General features: G+C 71.3%; 22 protein-coding genes and 1 tRNA gene. 7 read left to right on the plus strand and 16 right to left on the minus strand.

Translation table 11 applies throughout. The annotated features are described in order from the left end of the window. Positions 1 to 2,259, minus strand: coding sequence for a histidine kinase (locus ACWDY5_RS06795; RefSeq protein WP_449721316.1), 2,259 nt, complete (start codon positions 2,257 to 2,259; stop codon positions 1 to 3). Positions 2,260 to 2,400: 141 nt separating this feature from the next. On the opposite strand from ACWDY5_RS06795, the gene ACWDY5_RS06800 reads away from it, so the two are divergent. Both ACWDY5_RS06800 and ACWDY5_RS06805 read left to right on the plus strand, forming a co-directional pair. After that, entirely contained in the window at positions 2,401 to 3,609 is a 1,209-nt protein-coding gene (locus ACWDY5_RS06800) for an ROK family protein (RefSeq protein WP_449721317.1), read from the plus strand. Between the two features lie 274 nt (positions 3,610 to 3,883). After that, complete coding sequence (locus ACWDY5_RS06805) at positions 3,884 to 4,219, plus strand: tetratricopeptide repeat protein (RefSeq protein WP_449721318.1); 336 nt, start codon at positions 3,884 to 3,886, stop codon at positions 4,217 to 4,219. Between the two features lie 61 nt (positions 4,220 to 4,280). On the opposite strand, the gene ACWDY5_RS06810 is transcribed toward ACWDY5_RS06805, so the two are convergent. Then, positions 4,281 to 4,829 carry a snapalysin family zinc-dependent metalloprotease gene (locus ACWDY5_RS06810; RefSeq protein ID WP_449721319.1) on the minus strand — a complete coding sequence of 183 codons (549 nt, stop codon included), beginning with the start codon at positions 4,827 to 4,829 and terminating at the stop codon, positions 4,281 to 4,283. Between the two features lie 190 nt (positions 4,830 to 5,019). Beyond that, the gene (locus ACWDY5_RS06815) at positions 5,020 to 5,820 is read right to left on the minus strand and encodes a GNAT family N-acetyltransferase (protein WP_449721320.1); all 801 of its coding nucleotides are present in this window, start codon (positions 5,818 to 5,820) and stop codon (positions 5,020 to 5,022) included. A gap of 79 nt (positions 5,821 to 5,899) precedes the next feature. Between ACWDY5_RS06815 and ACWDY5_RS06820 the strand changes: the two genes are divergently transcribed. Together ACWDY5_RS06820 and ACWDY5_RS06825 are read left to right on the plus strand one after the other, a co-directional pair. Further along, a complete protein-coding gene (locus ACWDY5_RS06820) occupies positions 5,900 to 7,270 on the plus strand; it encodes a trehalose-6-phosphate synthase (RefSeq protein ID WP_449721321.1) in 1,371 nt (456 codons plus the stop codon). Between the two features lie 5 nt (positions 7,271 to 7,275). After that, positions 7,276 to 8,469, plus strand: a complete 1,194-nt coding sequence (locus tag ACWDY5_RS06825; protein WP_449721322.1) for an MFS transporter — start codon at positions 7,276 to 7,278, stop codon at positions 8,467 to 8,469. Here ACWDY5_RS06825 and ACWDY5_RS06830 read toward each other — a convergent pair. From ACWDY5_RS06830 to ACWDY5_RS06850, 5 genes are all read right to left on the minus strand, one after another. Then, positions 8,466 to 9,461 carry a zinc-dependent alcohol dehydrogenase gene (locus ACWDY5_RS06830; RefSeq protein ID WP_449721323.1) on the minus strand — a complete coding sequence of 332 codons (996 nt, stop codon included), beginning with the start codon at positions 9,459 to 9,461 and terminating at the stop codon, positions 8,466 to 8,468. The genes ACWDY5_RS06825 and ACWDY5_RS06830 overlap by 4 nt on opposite strands. Positions 9,462 to 9,475: 14 nt before the next feature. Beyond that, on the minus strand, positions 9,476 to 10,741 hold the full coding sequence (locus ACWDY5_RS06835) for an aspartate aminotransferase family protein (protein WP_449721324.1): 1,266 nt from the start codon (positions 10,739 to 10,741) through the stop codon (positions 9,476 to 9,478). Between the two features lie 66 nt (positions 10,742 to 10,807). Continuing rightward, complete coding sequence (locus ACWDY5_RS06840; protein WP_449721325.1) at positions 10,808 to 11,467, minus strand: HAD family hydrolase; 660 nt, start codon at positions 11,465 to 11,467, stop codon at positions 10,808 to 10,810. Further along, complete coding sequence (locus ACWDY5_RS06845; protein ID WP_449721326.1) at positions 11,464 to 13,335, minus strand: transketolase; 1,872 nt, start codon at positions 13,333 to 13,335, stop codon at positions 11,464 to 11,466. The genes ACWDY5_RS06840 and ACWDY5_RS06845 overlap by 4 nt, the downstream gene beginning before the upstream one ends. Continuing rightward, on the minus strand, positions 13,332 to 14,267 hold the full coding sequence (locus tag ACWDY5_RS06850; protein ID WP_449721327.1) for a carbohydrate kinase family protein: 936 nt from the start codon (positions 14,265 to 14,267) through the stop codon (positions 13,332 to 13,334). The genes ACWDY5_RS06845 and ACWDY5_RS06850 overlap by 4 nt, the downstream gene beginning before the upstream one ends. A gap of 65 nt (positions 14,268 to 14,332) precedes the next feature. Here ACWDY5_RS06850 and ACWDY5_RS06855 point away from each other — a divergent pair, with 65 nt between their 5' ends. Beyond that, on the plus strand, positions 14,333 to 14,791 hold the full coding sequence (locus tag ACWDY5_RS06855) for a nucleoside 2-deoxyribosyltransferase domain-containing protein (RefSeq protein ID WP_449721328.1): 459 nt from the start codon (positions 14,333 to 14,335) through the stop codon (positions 14,789 to 14,791). On the opposite strand, the gene ACWDY5_RS06860 is transcribed toward ACWDY5_RS06855, so the two are convergent. From ACWDY5_RS06860 to ACWDY5_RS06870, 3 genes are all read right to left on the minus strand, one after another. Beyond that, positions 14,788 to 15,546: a phosphotransferase enzyme family protein gene (locus ACWDY5_RS06860; protein ID WP_449721329.1), complete on the minus strand. Its 759-nt coding sequence runs from the start codon at positions 15,544 to 15,546 to the stop codon at positions 14,788 to 14,790. The genes ACWDY5_RS06855 and ACWDY5_RS06860 overlap by 4 nt on opposite strands. Before the next feature lie 14 nt (positions 15,547 to 15,560). Then, a complete protein-coding gene (locus tag ACWDY5_RS06865) occupies positions 15,561 to 16,457 on the minus strand; it encodes a streptomycin biosynthesis protein (protein WP_449721330.1) in 897 nt (298 codons plus the stop codon). A gap of 355 nt (positions 16,458 to 16,812) precedes the next feature. After that, positions 16,813 to 17,586, minus strand: a complete 774-nt coding sequence (locus ACWDY5_RS06870) for an imine reductase family protein (RefSeq protein WP_449721331.1) — start codon at positions 17,584 to 17,586, stop codon at positions 16,813 to 16,815. 48 nt (positions 17,587 to 17,634) lie between these two features. On the opposite strand from ACWDY5_RS06870, the gene ACWDY5_RS06875 reads away from it, so the two are divergent. After that, positions 17,635 to 18,339, plus strand: a complete 705-nt coding sequence (locus ACWDY5_RS06875) for a TetR/AcrR family transcriptional regulator (protein ID WP_449721332.1) — start codon at positions 17,635 to 17,637, stop codon at positions 18,337 to 18,339. A 434-nt stretch (positions 18,340 to 18,773) separates the two neighbouring features. Here ACWDY5_RS06875 and ACWDY5_RS06880 read toward each other — a convergent pair. After that, positions 18,774 to 18,847, minus strand: a tRNA-Leu gene (locus tag ACWDY5_RS06880). Positions 18,848 to 18,965: 118 nt separating this feature from the next. Here ACWDY5_RS06880 and ACWDY5_RS06885 point away from each other — a divergent pair. After that, positions 18,966 to 19,187 (plus strand): DUF3618 domain-containing protein, encoded by a 222-nt coding sequence (locus tag ACWDY5_RS06885; RefSeq protein ID WP_252480084.1) that lies wholly within the window; start codon positions 18,966 to 18,968, stop codon positions 19,185 to 19,187. 23 nt (positions 19,188 to 19,210) lie between these two features. Here ACWDY5_RS06885 and ACWDY5_RS06890 read toward each other — a convergent pair whose 3' ends face one another. The 4 genes from ACWDY5_RS06890 to ACWDY5_RS06905 all read right to left on the minus strand — a co-directional run bounded on the left by ACWDY5_RS06890 (position 19,211) and on the right by ACWDY5_RS06905 (position 22,972). Then, on the minus strand, positions 19,211 to 19,843 hold the full coding sequence (locus ACWDY5_RS06890; protein WP_252480085.1) for a TetR/AcrR family transcriptional regulator: 633 nt from the start codon (positions 19,841 to 19,843) through the stop codon (positions 19,211 to 19,213). A gap of 115 nt (positions 19,844 to 19,958) precedes the next feature. Further along, a complete protein-coding gene (locus ACWDY5_RS06895; RefSeq protein ID WP_449721333.1) occupies positions 19,959 to 20,288 on the minus strand; it encodes a hypothetical protein in 330 nt (109 codons plus the stop codon). 318 nt (positions 20,289 to 20,606) lie between these two features. Then, entirely contained in the window at positions 20,607 to 21,854 is a 1,248-nt protein-coding gene (locus ACWDY5_RS06900) for an MFS transporter (protein WP_449721334.1), read from the minus strand. Next, positions 21,854 to 22,972, minus strand: a complete 1,119-nt coding sequence (locus ACWDY5_RS06905) for a PLP-dependent cysteine synthase family protein (RefSeq protein ID WP_449721335.1) — start codon at positions 22,970 to 22,972, stop codon at positions 21,854 to 21,856. The genes ACWDY5_RS06900 and ACWDY5_RS06905 overlap by 1 nt, the downstream gene beginning before the upstream one ends. Positions 22,973 to 23,020: the final 48 nt, after the last annotated feature.

Consider the following 23,020-nt stretch of genomic DNA (forward strand, 5'->3'; position numbering starts at 1 on the left):
TCAGGCTTCCTCCCTCGGCACCGGCAACCGCGCCGCGACGCGGGTTCCCCTCACCTTGTCACGGGACTCCACCTGGAAGTCACCGCCGAGCTCCCCGGCACGTTCCCGCATCGAGCGCAGGCCGACCCCGTTGCGCCTGGTCTCACCAAGCCCGAGGCCGTCGTCGAGCACCTCCACGTGCAGGTCCCGGTCCAGCCACACCCGGACCAGGCAGCTCTGCGCGCCGGAGTGCCTGGCCACGTTGGTCAGCGCCTCGCACACGATCCGGTAGGCGGCCACCTCGACCGCGGCGGGCAGCGGGGGCAGCTGGTCGGAGACGTCCACCGCGATGGTCAGCGGGGCGTCCCCGTTGCCGCCGATCCGCCCGGCCAGGGTGGCCGCGTGCTCGCGCACCGCGGTGGCCAGGCCCAGCTGGTCCAGCACCGGGGGCCGCAGCCCGTGCGCGACCCGGCGGATCTCGCCGATCGCGCCCTGCAGCTCGTCCTCCAGCCTGCTCAGCATCTCCTCGGCCGCGCCCTGGTTGGTGTTCATCACCTGCCGGACCACCTGCAGGCCCAGCGCGGCCGCGGCCAGCGTGGGCCCGACCCCGTCGTGCAGGTCGTGCAGCAGCCGCCGCCGTTCCTCCTCGCGGGCGCGCACGAGCCTGCTGCGACTGCGGGCCAGGTCGGTGGTCAGCCGGGCGGTGTAGGCCACCGCGCCGGCGTGCCGGGCCACGTCGGTGAGCACTCGCAGGTCGGAGTCGTTGAACTCCTCGCCTGCGCCTCGGGCGCAGACCACCAGGTCGCCGATGCGCTCACCTTGGTAGACCAAGGGCAGCCGGACCGGTTCGCCGACCGGTTCGCCGTAGTCGGCGACCACCTCAAGACCCTTGTCCCGCTCCAGCTCGATCGCGGTGTACGGCAGCCGGAGGGCGTGCCCGATGGTCTCCACCAGCGCGGGCAGCATCGCCTCCGGCGTCTGGGTCTGCTCCAGCCGGGTGGACAGTGCGGAAACCACCCGATAGGGGTCATCCCGGTGGCCGAAGAGCCGTTCGTTGACCAGCTTGGCCAGCCGGTCGCGCAGGGGCAGCACGATGATCGCGGCCGCCGCCGCGGCCACCGCCTGGTCGGTCAGGTGGCTGGTGTTGGGCAGCACCAGCCAGCGCAGCAGGCCGACCAGCGCCAGGTAGCCGCAGGCGATGAGCACGGACAGCAGCAGGTAGGTCAGCGAGCGGCTGAGCACGATCTCGATGTCCATCGCCTGGTAGCGCAGCACCGCCATGACCACGGCCAGCGGCACCGGCAGGAACACCAGCACGTGGTACTGGTAGGCGAAGATCTCCTGGCTGAACGCGGCGGGCAGCCCCCAGAGCAGCGCGTAGAGCACCGCGGCCAGGCCGAGCGAGGCGGCCAGCCAGCGCAGCCGCATCCGGGTCAGGTGGCTCTTGCTGGTGCGGTACTTGTAGACGAGCACGCCGAAGACCAGCAGCGGGTAGACGAAGAGCACGGTGCGGATCGGCGAGGCCCAGACGTTGAGCGCCGCCACCGGGTTGTCCGTCATGGGCAGCCCGATGGCGAGGGTGGCCCCGTAGAGCACCAGGCCGCCGCCGTAGCTGAGCGCGAGCAGCAGGCCGTACCTGGCCTTGGTGGTCACCTCGGGGTAGGCGAGGGCGAAGTGCAGCATGCCGCCCCACAGCAGCACCCAGAAGATCTGGCCGCCGTACCAGCGGTAGAACTGCTCGCCTGCGACCAGGTCCAGCGCCTCGATGCCGAAGTAGCCCGACCCGGCCAGCGTGATCATGGCGATCGAGGAGGCGACCGCCGCGGCCCGTGCGGCTGGGTCCCGTGGGCGGCGGGCGAACAGGTAGATCGCGGCGCCGAAGAGCAGGAACAGCACCAGCAGGTTGGGCCAGTTGTGGATCAGCTGGCCGAGCACCGGGTACTGGGTCAGGGTGACCCGGATGGTCAGCCGCTCGCGCCCGCGCAGCACCTCGTAGCCGAGGGTCTGGCCCTCCCGGAACGCCGGGCCGCCCGGCCGCCTGGCGCCCTCGCTGGTGTCCCGGCCGTCGATGGCGATGATCACGTCGCCCACCTGCAACGGGCCGTCGCGGGTCTCGCCCAGCACCTTCACCACGCCGTCCGGGGTGGCGAAGTCGTTGTGGTTGACCAGGGTGCCGTCGGAGGGGGCCAGTGCCCTGCTGAGCACGCACACCACCGCGAGCGCGACGGAGAGGACGGCGAAAGCCGCCACCAGGATGACCCGCCCCCTCGAACCCGACACGGGGGTAATCGTGCTGCATACCCCGATTGAGTGCGACAACGTTCTGGCACCGAATTCTTGGGGTCGCTGGTCAGTCCTTAAACCCGTCCCACACTCGCGGTCCTAGACTTTGACGCACCAGTTGAGGAAAGCGGGTAGCGCGTGACGGGCCAGTCGAGCCATCCGGTCGGAACGCCGGCCAGCATGCGGGTGCTCAACCAGCGTGCGGTGCTCGAACTGCTACGGCGATCGGGTCCGGCGACCCGGCCGCAGGTGGCCAAGGGCACCGGCCTGTCCAAGCCCACGGTCGGCCAGGCTCTGCTCGGGCTGGAGCAGGCCGGCCTGGTGCGGCCGGCCGGTCGCACCTCGGCGGGGCCGGGGCGCTCGGCGGTGGTCTACGAGGCCGACCCGGCCGCCGGGTACGTGCTCGCGGTGGACATCGGCCGGGAGCGGATCCGGCTGTCCCTGGTCGACCTGGGCGGGACCGAGGCGGCCCGCTGCGACGAGCGCAACCGGTGCCGCTCGGCCTCCGCGCTGGTGCGGCAGGTCAGGGAGCTGGCCGACCGCATCGTCGGCTCGGCCGGGATCCGGTTCGACCAGGTGGTGGCCAAGGTGGTCGGCAGCCCTGGGGTGGCCGACCGGAACAGCAGGGCGCTGCAGCTGGCGCCGAACCTGCCGGGCTGGGGCCGCAAGGGCCTGCTGGACGAGCTGGAGTCGGTGCTCGGGCCGGGCCTGGTGGTGGAGAACGACGCGAACCTGGCCGCGCTCGGCGAGCGGGAACGCGGCGTTGCCCGGGAGGCGCGGGCGTTTGTGCTGGTCACCGTGGGCACCGGGGTCGGCATGGGGATCGTGATGGACGGGCAGCTGGTCCGCGGCGCGCACGGCGCGGCAGGCGAGATCGGCTACCTGCCGTACGGGCGCTTCGACGAGCAGGCGGTGCTCTCCGGCGAGCTGGCGCCCTCGCCGCGCGGGCTGCTGGAGCAGGCCGCCGGGGCCGGCGCGGTGGTCGAGCTGGCCCATGAGCTGGGCCTTGAGCAGGCACGCAGCGCCAAGGACGTGTTCGACGCGGCTCGCGCCCAGGACCCGACCGCGGTGCGGGTGGTCGAGCTGATCGCGGCCAGGCTGGCCTACGGCATCGCCTCGGTGACCGCGGTGATCGACCCGGAGCTGGTGGTGCTCGGCGGCGGGGTCGGCCGCAACTACGAGCTGCTGATCGAGCCGATGGAGCGGGCGCTGCGCTACCTCAGCCCGCTGTTGCCCACCGTGGTCGGCGGGGAGCTGGGCGATGACGCGGTGCTGGCCGGGGCGGTCGCGGTCGGCCTGCGCGCGGCCGAGGAAACCGTGTTCGACCGCCATGTGCACACCGGCTGAACGCCGCGCGTCAGCGAAACGTCAGCGCGGCTGCCTACTCTGAAGTATGTCGAAGGCAGGCCCGCTGCGCTGCTGCCGCCTTCGGCCGTAGGCGTCAGGCTGACGGGGTGTTCGCACCCCGACCCACCCGGCCGGCGCTGCGAGCCCTGCCTGGTCCCAGAGCTTCCCCAGGGCACTGGAGCAGGCAGGGCTCCCCCTACTTCGGGAATGCCCAGCCCTGCCACGGTGTTGAGCCGGTGCACGAGCGCCGTTGAGTCCACTGTGGAGGGTCGAGATGCTGGAGAACTACCGCTGGGCGGAGTCGCTGCTGGCCCAAGGCGACCCGCTGGGCGCGCTGCAGGTGCTGGCGCCGATGCTGGGCGAGGACGCGGAGTTCTCGGTGCGGCTGCTGGCCGCCCGTGCCTATTACCACTCCGCGCAGCTGGGCCGGGCCGAGCGGCTGCTCACCGAGCTGACCGAGGCCGACCCGACCGACCACTACGTCCGGTTCCTGCTCGGCCGCACCTTGGAGCGCGCGGGCAGGCGGCCGGAGTCGGCGCCGCACTTCCGGCTGGCCGCGGCGCTCTCGCCGAGCCAGGACTACGCGGAGGCGCTGGCCAGGGTGGCCTGAACCGAAGACGAACGGCCCGGCCGCGGCAGGAACGCGGCCGGGCCGTTCGCCTCGTCCGGACTCAGCCCGCGAGGGCCCACTCCCTGCCGTCGGTGCTGAACGGCTCCACGCTGCCGAAGCCGTTGGCGAAGTTGCGCTCCACCTGGGCCTTCTCCGCGGCGTTCGGGTTGACGTTCTTGCAGCTGGTGCCCGCGCTGGCGCCGGACATCAGGTCGACGCACAGGCCGGTGCGCCGGTCCGGCAGGCCGAGGATGTGCCCCAGCTCGTGCGAGGTGATCCGCGGGATGTGGTGCCCGTCGTTGACCGCGGTGCGGCCCATCCACACGGTGCCGCGGCCGAGGCCGGTCACCTGGGCGCGCGGCCAGCCGTTGTCGGCCAGGATCCGGACCTGGGCGGGCGTGCCCGGCTCGAACCGGACGTTCTTGACCGAGGCGTTCCAGACCCTGGCGCCCTCGTCCCAGGCCGCCTTGAACTCCTGCGCCTGGCTGGTGTCGTACTTGATCACTCGGACCGCGCTGGTCTCCGCGGCCGCGGGTGAGATGACCACGAGCAGCGAGGCCGCCGCGGTGACCACCCCGACCACCAGCCGCCTGATCTTGTTCTGGAGCACGGTTCATCTCCTAGCGATGCAGGGGAAAAGAGCTGCCCCCAGCTAATCGCGCCGAGCCGTACACATCAACGGCCACGCATATACCAATGCCCCCCAATCCTGGGGTTATGGCGCAAAAACAGGACCGTCGGCCCGGGTGAGTAGTCGTGGCCGGTGCAGACCAATGGCGGGTTGCGGGCGAGTTCCGCGACTAGGCGAGCACGCGGTAGTGGGTTTGGTAGACGGTCCGGAATCCGGCGTTGTCGTAGAGGAGAAGTGCCGCCGGGTTGTCGTCCATCACCTGGAGGTAGAGCTTTCTCGCGCCGTCGGCCCGGCCCCAGTGGGCGAGCGCGTGCAGGATCGCGCGGGCCGCGCCCCTGCGCTGGGCCGAGGGCAGGGTGGCCTGGCAGTAGATGCCCAGCCAGTCCTGTTCGCGCACGCCCAAGGCGATCGCGACCGGCCTGCCGCCCAGGCGGACCGAGGCGTAGGCGGTGGGAAGTGTGATGCGGCGCAGGATCCTGGTGCGAATGTCGGCGCTCTCCGGAGTGAGCCGGTCCTCGGACTCCTCGGCGTCCGCGCTTATTCGCGGCGACTCGGATCTGCAGTAGGTGCCGAACCATTCTTCGTCGATGACCGGGGTTATCCGCACTTCCGGCGGGCCGGGGGCGGCGGTGCGGCCGAGCACCTCGTCCACCTCGGCGGCCTGGACCGCGGTGGGCCACTTCCGCTGATAGCCGCGCCGGGCCAGCTCCTCGTCTAGTTCTCCGGGTAGAGCGGCTGGGGACAGCTGAAATGACGGCGGCAGGCCGCGTTCGCCGTAGAACTTCTCGACCTGGGTGATCCGGGTGTCCAGGTCCGCCTCGCCACGGAGCTCGTTCGGCCACACCGCGTTCGCCCGCCGGGTGACCCCGGCGCCGTACCGGAGCCGCCAGCCGCCGAGCTCCTCGATGCTCAGCGCCGGCCACGCGTGGATCGCCAGCTTTTCCAGCAATCGTGCCGTCTCCAGGCTCATTCCCGGAGTGTGCGTGCGGCTCGCTGGAGTGGTCAAACATTTGCCACTCCGGCTGGCGCGCTATTCACTGTGATCGGTGATGACCAGCACTGTTCTCGTCAGCAAGCGAGGGCCTGCGGAGTTTCGGCTGAATGCGCGCACCGGCGCGGTCGAGCCGCGAAATCCGCATGGCGCGGCCACCGGCGTGGTCAGCGCGATGGCACGGCGGCTCGGTGCAGGCGTGCCCTGGATATCGAGCGCGACCAGTGACGGCGACCGCCAGCTGGCCCGCAAGCACCCCGACGGGTTCGAGATGGCCATCGGCGACGGCCACACCGCCAGGCTGCACCTGCTCGAACACCGGGCCGAGGTGTTCGCCGCGGTGCAGGACCGGATGAGCAGCGGGCTGCTGTGGCAGGCGCTGCACGGGGTGTGGGACCGCTGGTCCGAGCCCACCTTCGACGAGGGCACCCGGCGGGACTGGGCGGCCATGGGCGAGTTCTGCCAGGACTACGCGGACCGGATCGCCAGGGTGGTCAGCGGCGAGCCCGGCGCGCGGGTGGTGCTGCACGACTACCAGTTCACCGGGCTGCCCGCCCGGCTGCGCGCGGCGGTGCCGGACGTGCCGATCTGCACGGTCATCCACGTCGCCTGGCCTGATCCCGGGCAGCTGCGGGTGCTGCCGCGGTACATGAGAGAAGAGATGATCCGGGGCTTGCTGAGCTCGGACCTGGTCGTGGTGCTGGCCGAGCGGTGGGCGCGCAACATCCTGGACTGCGCGCGGGAGTTCGGCGGCGCGGAGCTCGGCGGCCGGGTCGTGGTCCAGCCGCTGGGCTACAGCCCGGACCTGTTGCGGCAGGCGGATTTCCCGCCGGAGGACGCGCTTTGGGCGGCCGGGCGTCCGCTGGTCGTGCACTACGGCCGGACCGACCCGATCAAGAACGCGCCCAGGGCGATCCAGGCCTTCCGGCTGGCCCTGGCCGGGGAGTCGCGGCTGCGGGAGAGCCGGTTGCTGGTGCGCGCCGCACCGCACCACCTCGGGCACACCGCCAACCTGCGCTACCTGGAGCAGATCGAGGCCGAGGCGGCGCTGGCGAACAAGGAGCTGGGCGCGGAGGCGGTGCGGGTGGTCCAGGTCAACGACGTGGCGGCCACCTTCGGCGCCTACGCGCACGCCGACGTGCTGGTGGCCAACTCGGTGGTCGACGGCCAGAACGTCGGGCCGTTCGAGGCGGCCATGCTCAACGACCGGCTGCGGATCGTGCTCTCGGAGAACGCGGGCGCGGCCGAGGTGCTGGGCGAGCACGTGCTGGTGGTCAACCCCTTCGACGTGGCCGAGCAGGCCGAGGCGCTGCGCCGGGCGCTGCTCACCAGCGCTGCCGATTCCTCGGCAGGGCTGCGCGCGGCCGTGGCGCCGCACACCTGGGAGTCCTGGGCCGACAGCGTGCTCGCGCTGCTCGCGGAAAGGTGAGGTCCATGCGACAGGACATCCGCCGCCTGGCGCCGGTGTCGGCGTTCTTCGCGCTGAGCGGCTTCACCCACGGCAGCTGGACGCCGCGGCTGCCGGGCATCGTGGAGCAGATCGGGGCCGACGTCGGCATCCTCGGCATCACGCTGACCGGGTCCAGCATCGGCATGATCATCGCGGCCTCGCTGGCCGGCCGGCTGTGCATGGCCTTCGGCGCGCGCCGGATGCTGGCGGCCAGCACGCTGCTGGTCTGCCTGATGCTGCCGCTGCTCGGCTCGGTCACCACCGTGGTGGCCTTCGGCATCGCGCTGGTCGTGCTCGGGCTTGGCATCGGCCTGCTCGACGTGGCGATGAACGTGGCCGCGGCCGCCATGGAACAGCGGCTCGACCGGCCGGTCATGTCGATCTTCCACGCGGCCCTGCCCATCGGCGGCGTGCTCGCCTCCCTCGCCGCCGCGCTGGCCGCCGCACTGAAGATCAGCCCGCAGGCCCACCTGCTGGTGGTGGGTGTGGTCGGCCTGGCCGTCACGCTGACCGCGCTGCGGGCCATCCCCAAGGACCTCACCGGCCAGCCGAAGCAGGACGCGGCCGGGCGCACCGGCCGGGCGCCGTTCCGCCTGCCCGCGCTGTGGCTGCTGGCCGGGGTCGCGCTGTGCTCGGTGATCGCCGAAGGCACCGCCGGCAAGTGGTCCGCGTTGTTCCTGGTGGGCGACCGGGGTGTGTCCGAGGGCGCGGCCGCGCTCGCCTACACGGTCTTCGCCGCCTCGATGATGGTGGCCAGGCTGTTCGGCGAGCAGGTGCGCAACCGGTGGAGCGCGGCCCGGATCCTGGTCTGCACCAGCGTGATCGCCGCGTTCGGCCTGCTGAGCGCGGTGCTGGTGCCCTCGGCCCTGGCCAGCTACCTGGGCTTCGCGCTGGCCGGGGTCGGCCTGGCCTACGCCTTCCCGGTGGCGCTCGCGATGGCGGGCAAGGCAGGCCGGGACAACGGCGGCGACGGGGCACGCGAGATCGGGTTCGTCACCACGGTGGCCTACTGCGGCTCCTTCGCCGGATCGCCGCTGGTCGGCGGCATCGCCCAGGTCAGCAGCCTGGCGGTGGCGTTTGTGGTGGTGGGACTGCTGGCCGCGCTGATCGGCCCGCTCGGGGCGTCGGCCCAGGCCGTGCTCGGGAAGAAGAAGCAGCCTGAGCCGACCGCCCGCTAGGGCGCGAAGGCGAGCTTGCCCGCGCCGTAACCGCTGCCGGGTCCCAGGGCGAGCAGCTCGAAGGCCGACTGGGACTCGGTGAGCGGGAAGACGTCGGTGACCAGCTCTTCGCAGGGCAGGCCGCGGATCAGCTCGATCGCCGCCGGGAACACCTGGGCGTGGTAGTCGCAGCTGCCGATCAGGCTGACGCAGCGACCGGTCAGGTCGAAGGGCCGGACCGTGGCGGTGGCCGCGGTGTCGCAGCCCAGCAGCAGCACCCGCCCGCCGTCCTGCACCGTGCGCAGACCCGGCTCCAGCAGCGAGCCGGTGGTGTCCACCACGACCGTCGGCGGCGGGGACGCTGACTCGTCGAGCTCGGCCAGCGGGGTCAGGCCGGTGACCGCCTCGGCCAGCTCACGCCGGTACGGATCGGGTTCGACCAGGCTGACCCGCGCCGCCCAGCGGACCGCGAGCAGCGTGGAGAGCACGCCCATCGGGCCGCCGCCCAGCACGACCACCCGGTCCGCAGGGCCGACCGCGGCCGCGCACAGCCCGGTCAGCACGCAGGCCAGCGGCTCGATCAGCACGCCGCGCCGGTCCGGCACGTCGGCCGGCAGCGGGTAGAGCGCCTGGTCCTCGACGGTGAGCAGCTCGGCGAAGGCGCCGTCCCGGCCGACACCGATCTCCAGCGCCGACTTGTTCGCGCAGTGGCTGCTCTCCGCGCGCAGGCACCGGTCGCAGCGGCCGCAGGACTGGGTCGGGTCCAGCACCACCCGGTCGCCGGGCCGCAGCCTGCTCACTCCCTCGCCGACCTCGGTCACGACGCCGACCGCCTCGTGGCCGAGCACCCGTGGCGGCTCGCAGTGGTAGCGGCCGAGGTAGATCGCCCGGTCGGTGCCGCAGACCCCGGCCAGGGTGGGCCGGAAGGTCACCTGGCCCGGTCCAGGCGCGGGCGGGGCGGCCCGCTGTTCCAGCGCCAGCTCACCGGGTCCGCGGAACTGCAGAACATCCATCTTGTCCGTGCCTTTCAGAGAGAGGTGAGGACGCGGTCCAGCCGGTCGCAGATGAGGTCCGCCTCCTCGTGGGTCAGGATCAGCGGCGGGCGGATCTTCACCACGTTGCCCAGGCCGTACCGCGAGGAACGCAACAGCAGGCCGTGCTCCCGGCCTTTCCGGACGATCTCGTTGGTCAGCGCGGGCGAAGGCGTGCCGTCCTGGTCGACCACTTCAAAACCGATCATCAGGCCGACGCCGCGAATGTCGTCGACGCACCGGTGCCGATTCCGGAGTTCGGTCAGCCTGCGCAGGATGTGCGCGCCGACCGCGCGCACATTCGCCAGGAAAGCCTCGTCGTCCACCACGCTCAGCACGGCGTTCGCCGCCGCGGCGGCCAGCACGTTCGCGCCGGAGGTGAAGGAGAGGTATTCGGTCTCCAACGGCCCCAGTTTGGGATCGGAGAGCATTGCGGCCACCTGCGCGCCGCCGCCGAGACCCTTGCCAATGGTGATGACATCCGGTTGCACGCCAAAGTGCTCGGCGGCGAACATCCGGCCGGTCCGGCCGATACCGGTCTGGATCTCGTCGAAGATGAGCACGATGTCGCGTTCGTCGCAGAACTCGCGCAACCGGGCCAGGTAACCCTCCGGCGCCACCACGTTGCCGCCGTTGCCAGTGATCGGCTCGACGATGACCGCGGCGACACTGCCGGAGCTGGCGAACTCGATGAAGTCGTCGATCCGGTTCACGCACATCAGGCCGCAGGTCTCCCGCCGCTGCCCGTAGAAACAGCGGTGGCAGTACGGATCCGGCACGATCAGTCTGCTGATCCCCACCTCGGGGAAGGGCGCGCGGCGGAAGGCGTTCCCGGAGATCGCGGTGGTGGCCATGGTCTGGCCGTGGTGGCCGCGGAACAGGCTGATGATGTCCCGGCGGCCGGTGGCTCGCTGGGCCAGTTTGATCGCGCCCTCATTGGCGTCCGATCCGCTGGCCACTTTCAGGTGCACGCGCTGGATGTTCTCCGGTGACACCGCGACGAGTCTGCGCACCAGATCGTTCACCGGGTGGTTCTGGAACGACGAGGACGCGTGCACCAGCAGTTCGGCCTGCTGCTGAATCGCCTTGACCAGTGCGGGATGGCGATAACCGATGCTCAGGTTGAAAGTGCCGGCGGCGCAGTCGAGATATTTGTTCCCCTCGGCGTCGCAGGCGTAAACACCCTCCCCGTCGACGATGGTGACCGTTCCGACGCTATAGGAGTACAACTCCCTGACGTCGCCCACCAGATTGGTAGCCATCGAACCTCCTCTTGGCTGACAGAGGAAATTCTATGGACGGGTAAGAGTGGTTGCGAATAAAGGAATTCAGCGCAAACCGAGCAGTCGTGGCAGCTCGCGCATGTCCTCGAACTCGATGGTGCGCTCTCCGGTGAGCGCGCCCGGCGGCACCAGTTCGGTGCGATAGCCGAGCACCGTCATGCCGGCCGCCCGCCCGGCGGCGACGCCTGCCGGGCTGTCCTCGACCACGGCGCAGCGGCCGGGTGGCACGCCCATCTTCTTGGCGGCGTGCAGGAAGAGGTCGGGCGCCGGTTTGCCGTGCTCGACCTCCACCGCGCTGAAGATCCGGCCGTCGAACCGGTCGGCCAGCCCGGTGATGCCCAGCGTGGTGGCCATCTTCTCCGGGGTGCCGCTGGAGGCGACGCAGGTAGGCACCCCTGCGGCGGCGATCCCGTCCAGCGCCGCCACCACGCCCGGCACCGCGGTGAGGTCGCGGCGGAACCGGTCCCGGTAGCGCTCGTGCAGCCCGGCCAGCCAGTCCGCGCCCAGCGCCCGGCCCACCTGCCGCTCGATCTCGGCCAGCATGTGCTCGTCCGACTTGCCGAGGAACCGGCCGGCCACCTCCGCCGGCGTCAGCGGCCACCCGGTCTGGGTGATCAGCTCCGCCTCGACCTGGACGCAGAGCCGCTCGCTGTCCACCAGCACGCCGTCGCAGTCGAAGATCACCAGGTCGAAGTGGCCGTTCACCGGTCCAGGTCACCGCCTCGAAGTAGGTCGCGGGCCGCGGCCGCGATGTGCCCGGCCGAGATCCCGGCCAGGTCGAGCTGTTCGGCAGGCGAGGCGGAACCGGGCATGGTCCGCACCGCCAGGTGCCGGGCACGATACGTGATCTCCTGCTCGGCCAGTCCTTCGAATATCGCCGCGCCGAGCCCGCCCTCGGGCCGGTGGTCCTCGGCGACCACCAGCTGCCCGCCGGTGGCGGCCAGCGCCCGCCGGACCGCGGCCGTGTCGCAGGGCTTCACCGAGTAGAGGTCGAGCACCCTGGCGTGAATCCCTTGCGCGTCAAGGGTGTCCGCCGCCTCCAGCGCCTCGTGCACGGTCACTCCGGCCGCCGCGAGCACCACCGAGTCCCGCTCGTCCGAGCGCGGCGTCTTGGAGCCGCCCACCGGGAACTGCTCGTCGCTGCCGTACAACACCGGCCGGGCGTTCCGGGTGATCCGCAGGTAGCAGATGCCGCCGGTGTCCAGCGCGGCCTTGGTCAGCGCCCCCGCGGAGACCGCCTCACTGGGGTAGAGCACCACCGAGCCGTGGATCGCGCGCATTGCGGCGAGGTCCTCCAGCGCCATCTGGCTTGGCCCGTCCCTGCCGATCTCCACCCCGCCGTGCGAACCGGCCAGCACCAGCCGCGACCGCGAGATCGCGGCCATCCGGACGAAGTCGTAGGCCCTGCTCAGGAACGCGCCGTAGGTGGAGACCACCGGGGTGAAACCGCGCGCGGACAGGCCGATCGCGGTGCCCAGCATCTGCTGCTCGGCGATGTAGGTCTCGATGAACCGGCCGGGGTGCCGGGCGGCGAACCGGTCGGTGCGCATGGACACCGTCACGTCGCCGTCGATGACCACCACCTCGGGGCGCTCGCCCAGCTCGGCCAGCGCGTCCCCGAAAGCGTCCCGGATGGCGACCAGGTCGCCGACGGCGTAGCGGGGGAGCCGGACCTCGGTCCGGGCGGGCGGCGGCTGGGCGGGCTCGCGCGGCGGCGGCGGTCCGGTCAGCCGGACCCGCTCCGGCGGTTCGATCAGGGCCAGCGCGCGGCGTGCGGTGGCCTCGTCCAGGGCCGCGCCGTGCATCTCCGCGCGGTGGGTGATCTCGTCGAAGCCCTGGCCCTTCACCGTGCGCGCGACGATGGCCAGCGGCTCGGCGTTGGCGCCGGCTTGGGCGAGCGCGGCGTCCACCTGGTCGAGGTCGTGGCCGTCCACCTCGGCGACCTGCCAGCCGAAGGCGCGCAGCCGGGCCGCGTAGGTCTCGGCCGGACTCCGGTGCGGCACCGGCCCGGACTGGCCGTAGCCGTTCACGTCGATGATCGCGGTCAGGTTGGCCAGCCCATGGATCGCGGCCTTGTCGAAGGCCTCCCACATCGAGCCCTCGGCCAGCTCGCCGTCCCCGCACAGCACCCACACCCGGTACGGGCGGCGGGCCAGCCGCGCGGCCAGCGCCATGCCGACCCCGATCGGCAGTCCCTGGCCGAGCGAGCCGGTGGCCACGTCCACCCACTGCAGGTCGGGCGTCGGGTGGCCCTGCAACCGGGAGCCGCGCTGGCGGTAGGTGGACAGCTCCTCGACCTCGATCGCGCCCGCCGCGGCCAGCACCGAGTACCAGAGCCCGGAGACGTGCCCCTTGGACAGGACCAGCCGGTCGTTGTCCGGGTGCGCGGGATCGGCCCAGTCGTAGCGGAAGTGGCGGCTCATCAGCGTGGCGACCACATCGGCGCAGGACATCGCCGAGGTCGGGTGCCCCGATCCGGCCGCGGTGCTGGTGCGGATCGCGTCCGCGCGGAGCTGGTTGGCGAGCCGGCGCAATGCGGTCCTGGTCACTTCACGGCCTGCGAGCTCGGTCATCTCGGGTCTCCTCCCTCGGCCAGGCCGAGCAGTGGCCCGCACCGCCTGGCGATCTCCGGTCCCGGCGCGCGCGGACCGACGTGCTCACAGGTGGCCGCGCCCGCGACCGCACCCACGACGGCGGCCTTCGCTGGGGTGAGTCCGGCGATCCGGGCGGCCACGTAGGCGCCGTGGAAGGCATCGCCCGCGCCGGTGGAGTCGACCACCCTGGCCGGGGCCGCAGGCACCTCCTCGACCCGGCCGTCCGCCTCGGCGACCACCGAGCCGCGCGCGCCGAGGGTCACCACCACGACCTCGGGGCCGTCGGCCAGCAGCTTGCGCGCGGCATCCTCGATCACCTCGGTGCCGGTGAACCGGACGGCCACGTGCTCGGGCACGATCAGCTCGTCGATGTCAGCCAGCGCGGCGCCGAGCCAGTCGGCGTCCTCGGCGTCGGCGAAGGTACGCACCCCAAGTCCCTTGGCGGCCGCCAGCCCGTACCGGCTGAACTCGGCTTCCCTGCCGTCGGAGAAGAAGGCGTGGCAGCGGCGCAGCAGGCTTGGCGGCAGTTGGGTGTGGTCCGGGGTCAGCGCCGGGCTCTTCTGGGTCACGATGGTCCGTTCGCCATTTCCGTCCACCACCACCGCGGCGAAATGGTGGTCGGCGCCCGGCACCAGAATCGAGCCCTCGACCGCGCAGCCGTGGTCGAGCAGGAAACGGCGGTGCTGTTCGCCGTCGGGATCCGCGCCAAAACGGCCGACGAAGTTGGTGCGCAGGCCCAGCGCGCTCATCACCAGGCAGGCGTTGGTCGCCTCCCCGCCGACCGCCCTGGCCAGCTCGTGCGCCACCTGCTTGTGGCCGGGGTTGAGCGCCGCGCCGATGCGCAGGGTGTAGTCGATCGTGGCATTTCCGACGACCACCACGTCGTAGCGCGTTTCCGGTGGACTCGTCATGGAAAGCACCCTGCCGGAGCGGGCGGAGAGCGCGCAAACACGTCGATTCGCCTTACGCTCGCCGGGTGCGCGTCCTCCATTGCCCCGATCCCGTCGAGTCGGTCACCAGCGGCCAGCGCCTATTCCTGGCCGGTCCTTCACCACGGAACTCCACCGCGTCCTGGCGCGATGAGGCCTGCGCCCATCTGCGAAGGGTCCAGTTCACCGGAGTGGTGCTGCACCCGCAGTCCCGGCCGGGCGAACCGGCCGTTCCGGTCGAGGTGCAGTTGCGCTGGGACTGGCTGGCCGGCGCGCACGCCGACGCGATCGTGTTCTGGATTCCCCGGGTTATGCCGGAACTGCCCGGCCTGACCTCGAATTTCGAGTTCGGCCTCTGGGCCCGTTCCGGCAAGGCGGTGCTGGGCGCGCCGCCGGAGGCCGCCGAGATGGCCTATCTCCGCGGCACCGCCGAGCTGTTCGGCGTGCCCCAGGCCGACACCCTGCCGGACGCACTCGACCAGGCGCTTCTGGTGCTTGCTGCCTAATCCGCGAGCCGGTTCGCTTCGAGATAGGCGATATCCCGCTCGTAGAGCAGGTGGTGGCCGAGCTCGAGCACCCGCTGCTGCGCGGGATCGCCATTCCGGGCCCGGGTCACGATGAACTCGACCATTTCCCGAAGTCGCCGGACGGCTGTCGCGGCCACCTCGCCCGGAGTGATCCGGTCCATTCCGTAGGCCGTCACGAACAACGCCAGCCGCCTGCGCTGTTCCGCGATACCTGGATAGGGCACATCGGGATTTTCCGGGTCGGTCAGCGGCACGAACCGGTAGGCCGTGTACGCCAGATCCCACACCCTCGGACCGGGGGAGATCGTGTCGAAGTCGATGACCCCGGAAAGCCGATCTCCCTCGAACATCAGGTTGTACGGGGCGAAATCGTTGTGACACAGCACTTCCACCGGTTCGTGCGCGGGCAGTTGCCAGACCGCGTCTTCCGGTGGCCGGAAGTCGACGGTGGCCTCGTGGTAGTCGCGCAGCAGCTCCGCGACCGCGATGAGGGTGCGATCGCTGAGCACGTGCGCGGGCAGCGGGTAGTGCGCCACCGCGCCCGGCAGCAGGCTGATCACCTCCCGGCCCTGCTCATCCAGGCCCAGCGCTTCCGGCGCGCGGTCGAACCTGCGCCGCCGCAGGTGGTCGAGCAGCGCGTGCACCGAGGGCGTCCACGGCCCGGCGGCCCGCCGGACCGTGTCACCCACTTTCACCACGCTGGTCATGTTGCCGCCGGTCAGGATTTCTTCCACGAGCGCCACCCTAACTATTCTTCCGGCGGGGTCTCTAGCCGACGGTTGATCTCCTTCCACGCCTCCGCGTAGTACTGGGCGAGTTTGGCCACCGGATCGGAACAATGCGCGGGCAGACCGTCGATCGCGCCGTACAGGCTGTGCAGCGCACCGGCTTGCAGGTGAATCCAGCGCAGCAGCGTCCGGCCCGAACTGGTCAGCCGCAAACTCGGATCACTGTTCATGCTCTGCACGATCGCCCCGATCCGCGCCAGCCGCGAAGAATCCTCCTCCGCCGCCGCGGCCGCCGACCCGGCGGGCTTGCGCCGGGCAACCGGATCCTCACCCCGGTTCAGCCGCATCCGCACATCGCGCGCGGTGGACAGCGAAATCCCGGCCTCCTTGGCAATCTGCCGCAACGAGGCGTCCGGGTTGTCCCGGACAAACCGGGAGGCGCGAATCCGGCCGGCCGCCGGACTGATCGGCCGGACCCGGCCATCCGCGCCGATCCGGGTGTTCGACTGCGCAATATCGGGATTCGAACGGGCCCGGATCGTGGCCACCGTGCGCGGGGACAGTCCGGTGGTGCCGCCGACCACCCGATCCGACCATTCCGGGGTGGCCGCGATGATCCGTTCCGCCGCGGCCCGCCGATCGGCCAGGGTCAGCGGCAAGCCGTGCATGGTGTTGAGCCGCACGGCCAGCACAAATGCTTCCGCTGCACTGCCTTCGAAGAATTCCGCCTCGATCTCGGTCCGCCGCAGCAGGATCGCGGCCCGTACCCGGTGCACGCCGTCGATCACCCGCAGGGACGGCCAGTGCACCAGAATCGGCGGCAGCGCGGCCGCCGAACTGGCCAGTTTCGCCACGTGCTCGGCATCGGCCCCGGCCGACCGCGGCGAATCCCGCAAGCTCAGACTGCTGATCGGCACGATCCGAGTGCGGCCACCATCCCGGACCGTACTCGTCAAATGTTCCGCTCGCTCCAGTTGCCCGACGTCGTCCTGCACGCAGACCGCCTCCCCAGCGCCGTCTCGTGTGGCCTAACCGCTAGCAGAAAGAACGTTTGCGCGACAGCCCCAAGTGCATCCCCAGTTCTGATCTCCCCAACAGAGCCGGTCCGAAACCGAACCGTGATAAGAACCAGACGTAACCTACCCGCCAGGCCACTGTCAAGACTGGTTACGGTGATCGGGTTTGGCCGAGATCAGCAACGAATGGCCCGTATCCAGCGGGTTTCGCGTGTGCATGAATTTAGTCCGGCACGTCATTGGCGACACCGGACAACTAAGCCGCACCCCGGATGACCTCCACCAGGCTGGCGAAGCTGGCCGAGCCGAAGCCAGCCGCGACACCCCGCGCGGTCAGCGACTCCACCAGCCGCGGCAACGCCGGATCCAGCCCGCGCTCCTCGCTGGCCCGCACCAGGTTCGCCATCAGCGGCCAGTCCAGCTCCAGCCACTCCTGCTCGCCCGGATACGCACCGTGATCCACCTGTTCTGCGTAGTCGGCGACAACTTCGGAGACGGTGCCGCGCAGCCACCGGGTGAGCATCGGCGTCACCGCGCCGGCCTGCACCCCGTCCGCGGTGAGCAGCGCGGCGGTGTGCAGGTAGCCGATGAGCGTGGCCCAGGCGAAGTTCAGCAGCGCGATGTCGTAGAGGGCCGCCGTACCGGGATCCGCGCCGAGGTAGGTCGCGTTACCCAGCCGGTCCAGCGCCGCCCGGTGCTGCTCGAACACCGCCGCGTCCCCGCTGTAGACCAGCTCCGTCTCCGGCCTGCCCACGTGCTCGGGATGCGCCATCAGCGCCCCGTCGAGGTACCGCCCACCCCTGGCCGCCACCCGCGCCGCGGTCTCCCGCGCCTGCGCGCTGGTGCCCGAGGTGAGGTTGACCAGGTCGCGCCCACCAAGGTCCCGCGCCAGCAACGCCCACAGCTCTTCGTGGTCCGCCGCGCACACCACCACCAGCCCCGCGTCGAAGGAGTCGCCTGCCACCACTCCCAGCGCCCCGGCCAACCCGGCCCCACGGGCATTGATCCCCACCACCGCAACCTGCTCCACGCGTCCTCCAACCTACAAAACGTAACCTACGTTCTGTAGGATAAGCACATGGCAGACCAACGCCTCAACCGCCAGGACCGCCGCAGGCAACTCCTGGACACCGCCACCGAGATCATCGCCACCGAGGGCGCCAGCGCCCTGACCCTGGTCCGCCTCGCCGAACGCGCCCGCGTCTCCCGCCCCGTCGCCTACGACCACTTCACCACCAGAGAAGGCCTGCTCCTGGCCCTGTACCGCGACTACGACGAGCAGTTGAGCGAGTCCATGCGCGCCGCCAGAACCCGAGCAGGCTCACTCCACCAAGTGGCCACCGCGGTCGTCACGGCCTACGTAGACGGCCTGCTCGCCGCAGGCCCCGAATGCGCGGAGATCAAAGCCGCCCTCTCGGGCCACCCGGAAACCCGCCACTTCCGCCACCAGTCGGAACAGCTGTACCGGGACGAGCTCCGAGCAGCCTTCCGCCCCTTCGCCCCAGCCACCCCACCGATCATCACCGGCCTGTTCCACGCCCTGGACGGCCTGGCCACCGCGGCAGCCGAGGGCAGGACAACCCGGGCCAAGGCGGTAACGGCGGCGGTCACCATCGTGGTCAGCACGCTGCGCGCGGCAGCGGGTCAAGGCGGCGGCAGTCCCCGCCCCGCCGCGAGTCGTAGTACTGCCGCACCAGCGACAACAGTGACGGCCGCGGCAGGGCGACCCGAGCGAAGTGACGCACCAGAACAACCGGAAAAGCGCCAGCAATCACCAGGCTGAAGAGAGAAGACCAAGACGAGCGGGAAACCACAGCCGCACCCCCGCAAAGCGAGCGAGGACCCGTGGCGACACCCCCACAAAGCGAGCGAGGACCCGTGGCAACACCCCCGCGAAGCGAGCGGAGAACCACGGCAACACCCCCGCGAAGCGAGCGAGGACCCATGGCAACACCCCCACAAAGCGAGCGGGGAACCGCCGCGACACCCCCACGAAGCGAGCGGAGAACCACGGCAACACCCCCGCGAAGCGAGCGAGGACCCATGGCAACACCCCCACAAAGCGAGCGGGGAACCGCCGCGATACCCCCGCGAAGCGAGCGGGGGTCCGGGGGCAGAGCCCGCCGGGCGGGGTCCGGGGGTCGCACCCCCGGTGTGATGAATGGAGTCGCCCCGGCGAAGCGCGCAGCGCGAGCAGGGGCGACCCAGTCGACGGAATGGGGCCGGTGGGAGTCGAACCCACACTGGCACGGACCTAAACCGTGTGCCTCTGCCAATTGGGCTACGGCCCCGTCGGCGTACAGCCTAACCGGCGACACCTGCCGGGTGGAGGCGGACTGGGTGACGCGGCGTGGCGGGTTGGGGCTACCGTGATCCCGCGTCAGACATTCGTCCTGCGAGGAGGGACCTGTGGCTCGGGATCCGGAGAGCATTCAGCGTGACATCGAGCAGGCGCGGGACTCGCTGGCCGCGACCTTGGACGAGCTGGCGGTGCGGGCGAATCCGAAGAAGTTCGTGGATGAGTCCAAGGCCGCGGTGAAGTCCAAGCTGGACGATCCGCGGATCAAGTACTCCTTGATCGCCTTTGGGGTGCTGGTGGTGCTCGCGCTGGTGCGCAAGATCTTCCGCTGAGGGACGGGGCCTGCTGCCGCGGGTCAGTTGAGCAGCGGTAGCAGGGCCTGTTCCAGGAGCTTGTCGACGAACGCCTCGTCGATGGGCTCGCCGGTGAGCATCAGGCGGTAGGTCAGGGTGGCGCCTGCCAGCTCGTTCACCATGCCCAGCGGCGCGTGCCGGTTGATCTCGCCGCGTTCGGCCCCGCGTTCCAGGATGCGGCGCAGCATGCCGCGCTGGCCGGTGAGGAAGCTGTCGCGGAAGGCGGTGGCCAGTTCGGGTTCGTGCGGGAGCTCGCCGACCAGGGCCTGGGCCGCTTTGCCGGAGGGGCCGGTCAGGAAGTCGACGTAGCCCAGCAGGAACTCGCGCAGGTCGCCGGCGACCGAACCGGTGTCGGGTTCGGGGACGCTGCGGCTGACCAGTTCGTTGCAGGTGTCGATGACCAGTTCGAGCTTGGACTCCCAGCGGCGGTAGATGGTGGCCTTGCCCGCCTTGGCCCTGGCCGCGACCGCGTCCATGGTCAGCGCGCGGTAGCCGACCTCGGCCATCACTTCCAGGGTGGCCTTGCGCAGGGCGTCGTCGCGGGTCGCGTCGCGCGGTCTGCCCCGGGGCGCTCCACCTGCTTCCTTGGCTCGGCTGCTGCCGTGCAACTCCTCAGTGCCTGGCGCAGTCGCCAAACCTGCCCCCTCTCACCGCCGCCGACGCCCGTGTCGGCGACGTGACCGCCCGTGTCCTGCCATCCTAGGGCCGGGGCGCGGCCTGGGGTGTCAACCGGTCGTCCGAAGTGGAAGGTCAGCCGGTGTTGGTGGTCGCCTGCGCGCCTTGTTCTTCCGCTTCTTCCACTTCCTCGCCGTCGGGCTGGGTGGGCTCCCCGCCCACCGGGGTCAGGCCGTGCCGGGCGTGCAGGTAGGCCGTGGTGAAGGCGAAGGCGTCGCCGTCGAGCAGGTGCACCGCCCTGCTGGGGATGCCGGGGGCGATCCGTTCCAGGATCTGGTCCGCCTGGTCGCGGGCGGCGATCAGGCCTGGCGCGGTGGCCGCCTCCTCCAGCTGGCCGTACCGGACCGTGACGGTCCAGTCCTCGCCTTCGGGCATGTAGTCGACGGTGATCGGTGTGTGGTCCATTGACGCCTCCCGCTCGGCCTCGTCCCATGGTGAGAGACCTGGCGGGGACGCGCATGACGGGTTGGCGGCTGACATCCCCCAGACGGCCGTACTCACTCGTCCGAGTGGACCTGGCTTGCCTGTGTAACCCGAGCGGGGGCCGGACAGATATCCCGGGCAACGGCGCGGTTCCGGTCGAGGTCCCGCCATGGTCGAGCAGGGGCAGCGCGACTGTGGCGGGGCTGCTCGCCGCCTGCTGCCGGCTTCCCGTGTCGAAGGGGCATGCGGGAGGTGCGGGCGGCTCCCGGTCGACGCGGAATCGGGAGCCACCCGCAACACTCACGCCGGCACTGGGGCGAGCCGTCCGGAACGGTCCATCCGGTGCACGGCGAGCGTGCCGAGCAGGCCCAGCACCAGCAGCGTCAGCCACGGAATCGCCGGTGTCCCAGCGGATCTGGCCAGGTCGAGCGCGCGGCCGGCGACCAGGTTGCCGATGGTGATGCCGATGCCGGACAGGGTGCTGTACAGGCCGTAGTGCGTGGCGACCAGCCTGCCGCCGGAGAGCGCGGCGATGGTGTCCATCTCGAACGGGTAGGTCACCACCGTGCCCACCGTGAGCAGCAGCGTGGTCAGCAGCAGCACCGGCAGCCACAGGCCGGGGCCGCCCTGCTGCTGGGGGTCCAGCAGGCCGGTCAGCAGTGGCGGCAGGAACGCGCCGGTCATCAGCGCCAGCCCGAGCGTGATGCACCGGGCCGGGCCGTAGCGCGCCCGGCACCAGGCGGTGATCCGCAGCTGGCCGAGCACCGCGACCAGCCCGGACACCGCGAACAGCGCGCCCACGCTGGCGGTGGCGGCCAGCTCGCTGCCCGCGATCGCCCTGACCTGCAACGGCAGGGTCAGGTAGATCTGGAAGGACAGCACGTACGAGCCGATCATGGCCACCGAGAACAGCAGGAACGGCCGGTTGCGCACCGCCTCGCCGACCCCACCGAGCACACTGCCGCCGCCACCGGGGGCCGACCGCGCGGGCAGCTCCCTGACCTGCAAAACGGTCAGCACGGCGAAGACCACCGCGGCGACCAGGCAGGTCAGCGAGAAGGCCACCCCGGTCAGCAGCAGCCCGATCAGCGGCCCGATCAGGATGCCCACCTGGTAGAAGACGTTGAACAGCGCGAACGCCTCCACCCGCCGCGCACTCGACTCCGCGGTCAGGTAGGCCCTGGAGGCCGGGTTGAACAGCGCCCCGGCCAGTCCGGTGGCGGCGGAGGCGGCGATCAGCGCGGGCAGGCTGTCCACGAAGCCGAGCAGCCCGAACCCGACCGTGCGCAGGGACAGTCCCGCGATGATCATCGGCTTGTAGCCGAACCGGTCGGCCAGCGCGCCGCCGAAGAGGAACATGCCTTGCTGGGACAGGTTCCGCACGCCGAGCACCAGCCCGACCAGCCAGGCGGCCAGGCCGAGACCGCCGGAGAGGTGCGCGGCCAGGTAGGGCATCAGCATGTAGAAGCCCAGGTTGATGGTCAGCTGGTTGACCAGCAGCAGGCGGACCGGCCTGGGGAAGGACCGGTACTGGGTGAGGACCTGCATCACGGCGCTCCGGCCGGGTCGAGCGGGGCGGGGTCGAGCACGGTGCGGCAGCGGGTCCACGACGTCACCTCGGCCTCACCGGGGTGCGCGATCTCGGCCGGGCCGGTGGGCGGCGGGCCGTCCAGCAGGCCGTGCGTGTGGCAGTAGTCGTCGTTGAACACCGTGGTGTAGTAGCGCTGCGGGCCGTCCGGGAAGATCGCCGCGATCCGGGTGTCCGGTTCGGCGTTGCGGGCCAGCCAGCCCGCGACCAGCGCCACCGCGCCCACGCTCCAGCCGCCGGTGGCGAAGCTGGTCTGCGCCAGCGCCCTGCTGGCCCACACCGACTCGCCCGGCGCGACCCAGTGCACCTCGTCGAAGGCGGAGTAGGCCACGTTGCGGGGGTAGATGCTGGAACCCAGGCCGCGCATCAGCCTGCGGCGGGCGGGCTGGCCGAAGATGGTGGAGCCGATGGTGTCCACCCCGACCAGGCGCAGGCCGGGGCAGAACTCGCGCAGCACCCGCGACACCCCGGCGGAGTGGCCGCCGGTGCCCACCGAGCACACCAGCACGTCCACCCGGCCGAGCTGGGCCACCAGTTCCAGCGCCAGCGCCGAGTAGGCGGCCACGTTGTCCGGGTTGTGGTACTGGTCGGGGCAGTACGCGCCGGGGTTGGCGGCCAGCACCTCGGCCACTCGCTGCCGCCTGGCCTCCTGCCAGCCGCCGGTCGGGTGCGCTTCGCTGACCAGCTCGATCCGTGCGCCGTAGGCGGTGAGCAGCCGGTGCAGGATCGGTTCCATGCCGGGGTCGGTGACCAGGGTGACCGGGTGCCCGTAGGCGATCCCGGCCAGCGCCAGGCCGAGGCCGAGGGTGCCGCTGGTGGACTCGACGATCATCGCGCCGGGCGCCAGCTCGCCGCGGCGGCGGGCGCACTCGACCATGTGCAGTGCGGGACGGTCCTTCATGCCGCCGGGGTTGGCGCCTTCGAGCTTGGCCCAGAAACCGTTGCCGGGCTTGGCGAAGGGCTCGTCGATCCACAACACCGGGGTGTTGCCGACCGCGGCGCGCAGGTTCTGGCAGCGCGGCGCGCTGGTGAGCAGCTGGGCCGGGGACGTGCGGGCAGGAGGCAGCAGCAGATCCATGACGTGGTTCTTCCTCGGGAAAGAGGTACGGGTGAAGGCGGGTTACCG

Source organism: Crossiella sp. NPDC003009 (assembly GCF_053591555.1).

What these genes read in the sequence shown, in the direction of transcription:
- ACWDY5_RS06805 (WP_449721318.1), top strand. Translation starts at nt 3,884, where the DNA reads ATGCTGGAGAACTACCGCTGGGCGGAGTCGCTGCTGGCCCAAGGCGAC.
- ACWDY5_RS06815 (WP_449721320.1), bottom strand. Translation starts at nt 5,820, where the DNA reads ATGAGCCTGGAGACGGCACGATTGCTGGAAAAGCTGGCGATCCACGCG.
- ACWDY5_RS06820 (WP_449721321.1), top strand. Translation starts at nt 5,900, where the DNA reads ATGACCAGCACTGTTCTCGTCAGCAAGCGAGGGCCTGCGGAGTTTCGG.
- ACWDY5_RS06825 (WP_449721322.1), top strand. Translation starts at nt 7,276, where the DNA reads ATGCGACAGGACATCCGCCGCCTGGCGCCGGTGTCGGCGTTCTTCGCG.
- ACWDY5_RS06830 (WP_449721323.1), bottom strand. Translation starts at nt 9,461, where the DNA reads ATGGATGTTCTGCAGTTCCGCGGACCCGGTGAGCTGGCGCTGGAACAG.
- ACWDY5_RS06835 (WP_449721324.1), bottom strand. Translation starts at nt 10,741, where the DNA reads ATGGCTACCAATCTGGTGGGCGACGTCAGGGAGTTGTACTCCTATAGC.
- ACWDY5_RS06845 (WP_449721326.1), bottom strand. Translation starts at nt 13,335, where the DNA reads ATGACCGAGCTCGCAGGCCGTGAAGTGACCAGGACCGCATTGCGCCGG.
- ACWDY5_RS06850 (WP_449721327.1), bottom strand. Translation starts at nt 14,267, where the DNA reads ATGACGAGTCCACCGGAAACGCGCTACGACGTGGTGGTCGTCGGAAAT.
- ACWDY5_RS06875 (WP_449721332.1), top strand. Translation starts at nt 17,635, where the DNA reads ATGGCAGACCAACGCCTCAACCGCCAGGACCGCCGCAGGCAACTCCTG.
- ACWDY5_RS06895 (WP_449721333.1), bottom strand. Translation starts at nt 20,288, where the DNA reads ATGGACCACACACCGATCACCGTCGACTACATGCCCGAAGGCGAGGAC.
- ACWDY5_RS06900 (WP_449721334.1), bottom strand. Translation starts at nt 21,854, where the DNA reads ATGCAGGTCCTCACCCAGTACCGGTCCTTCCCCAGGCCGGTCCGCCTG.
- ACWDY5_RS06905 (WP_449721335.1), bottom strand. Translation starts at nt 22,972, where the DNA reads ATGGATCTGCTGCTGCCTCCTGCCCGCACGTCCCCGGCCCAGCTGCTC.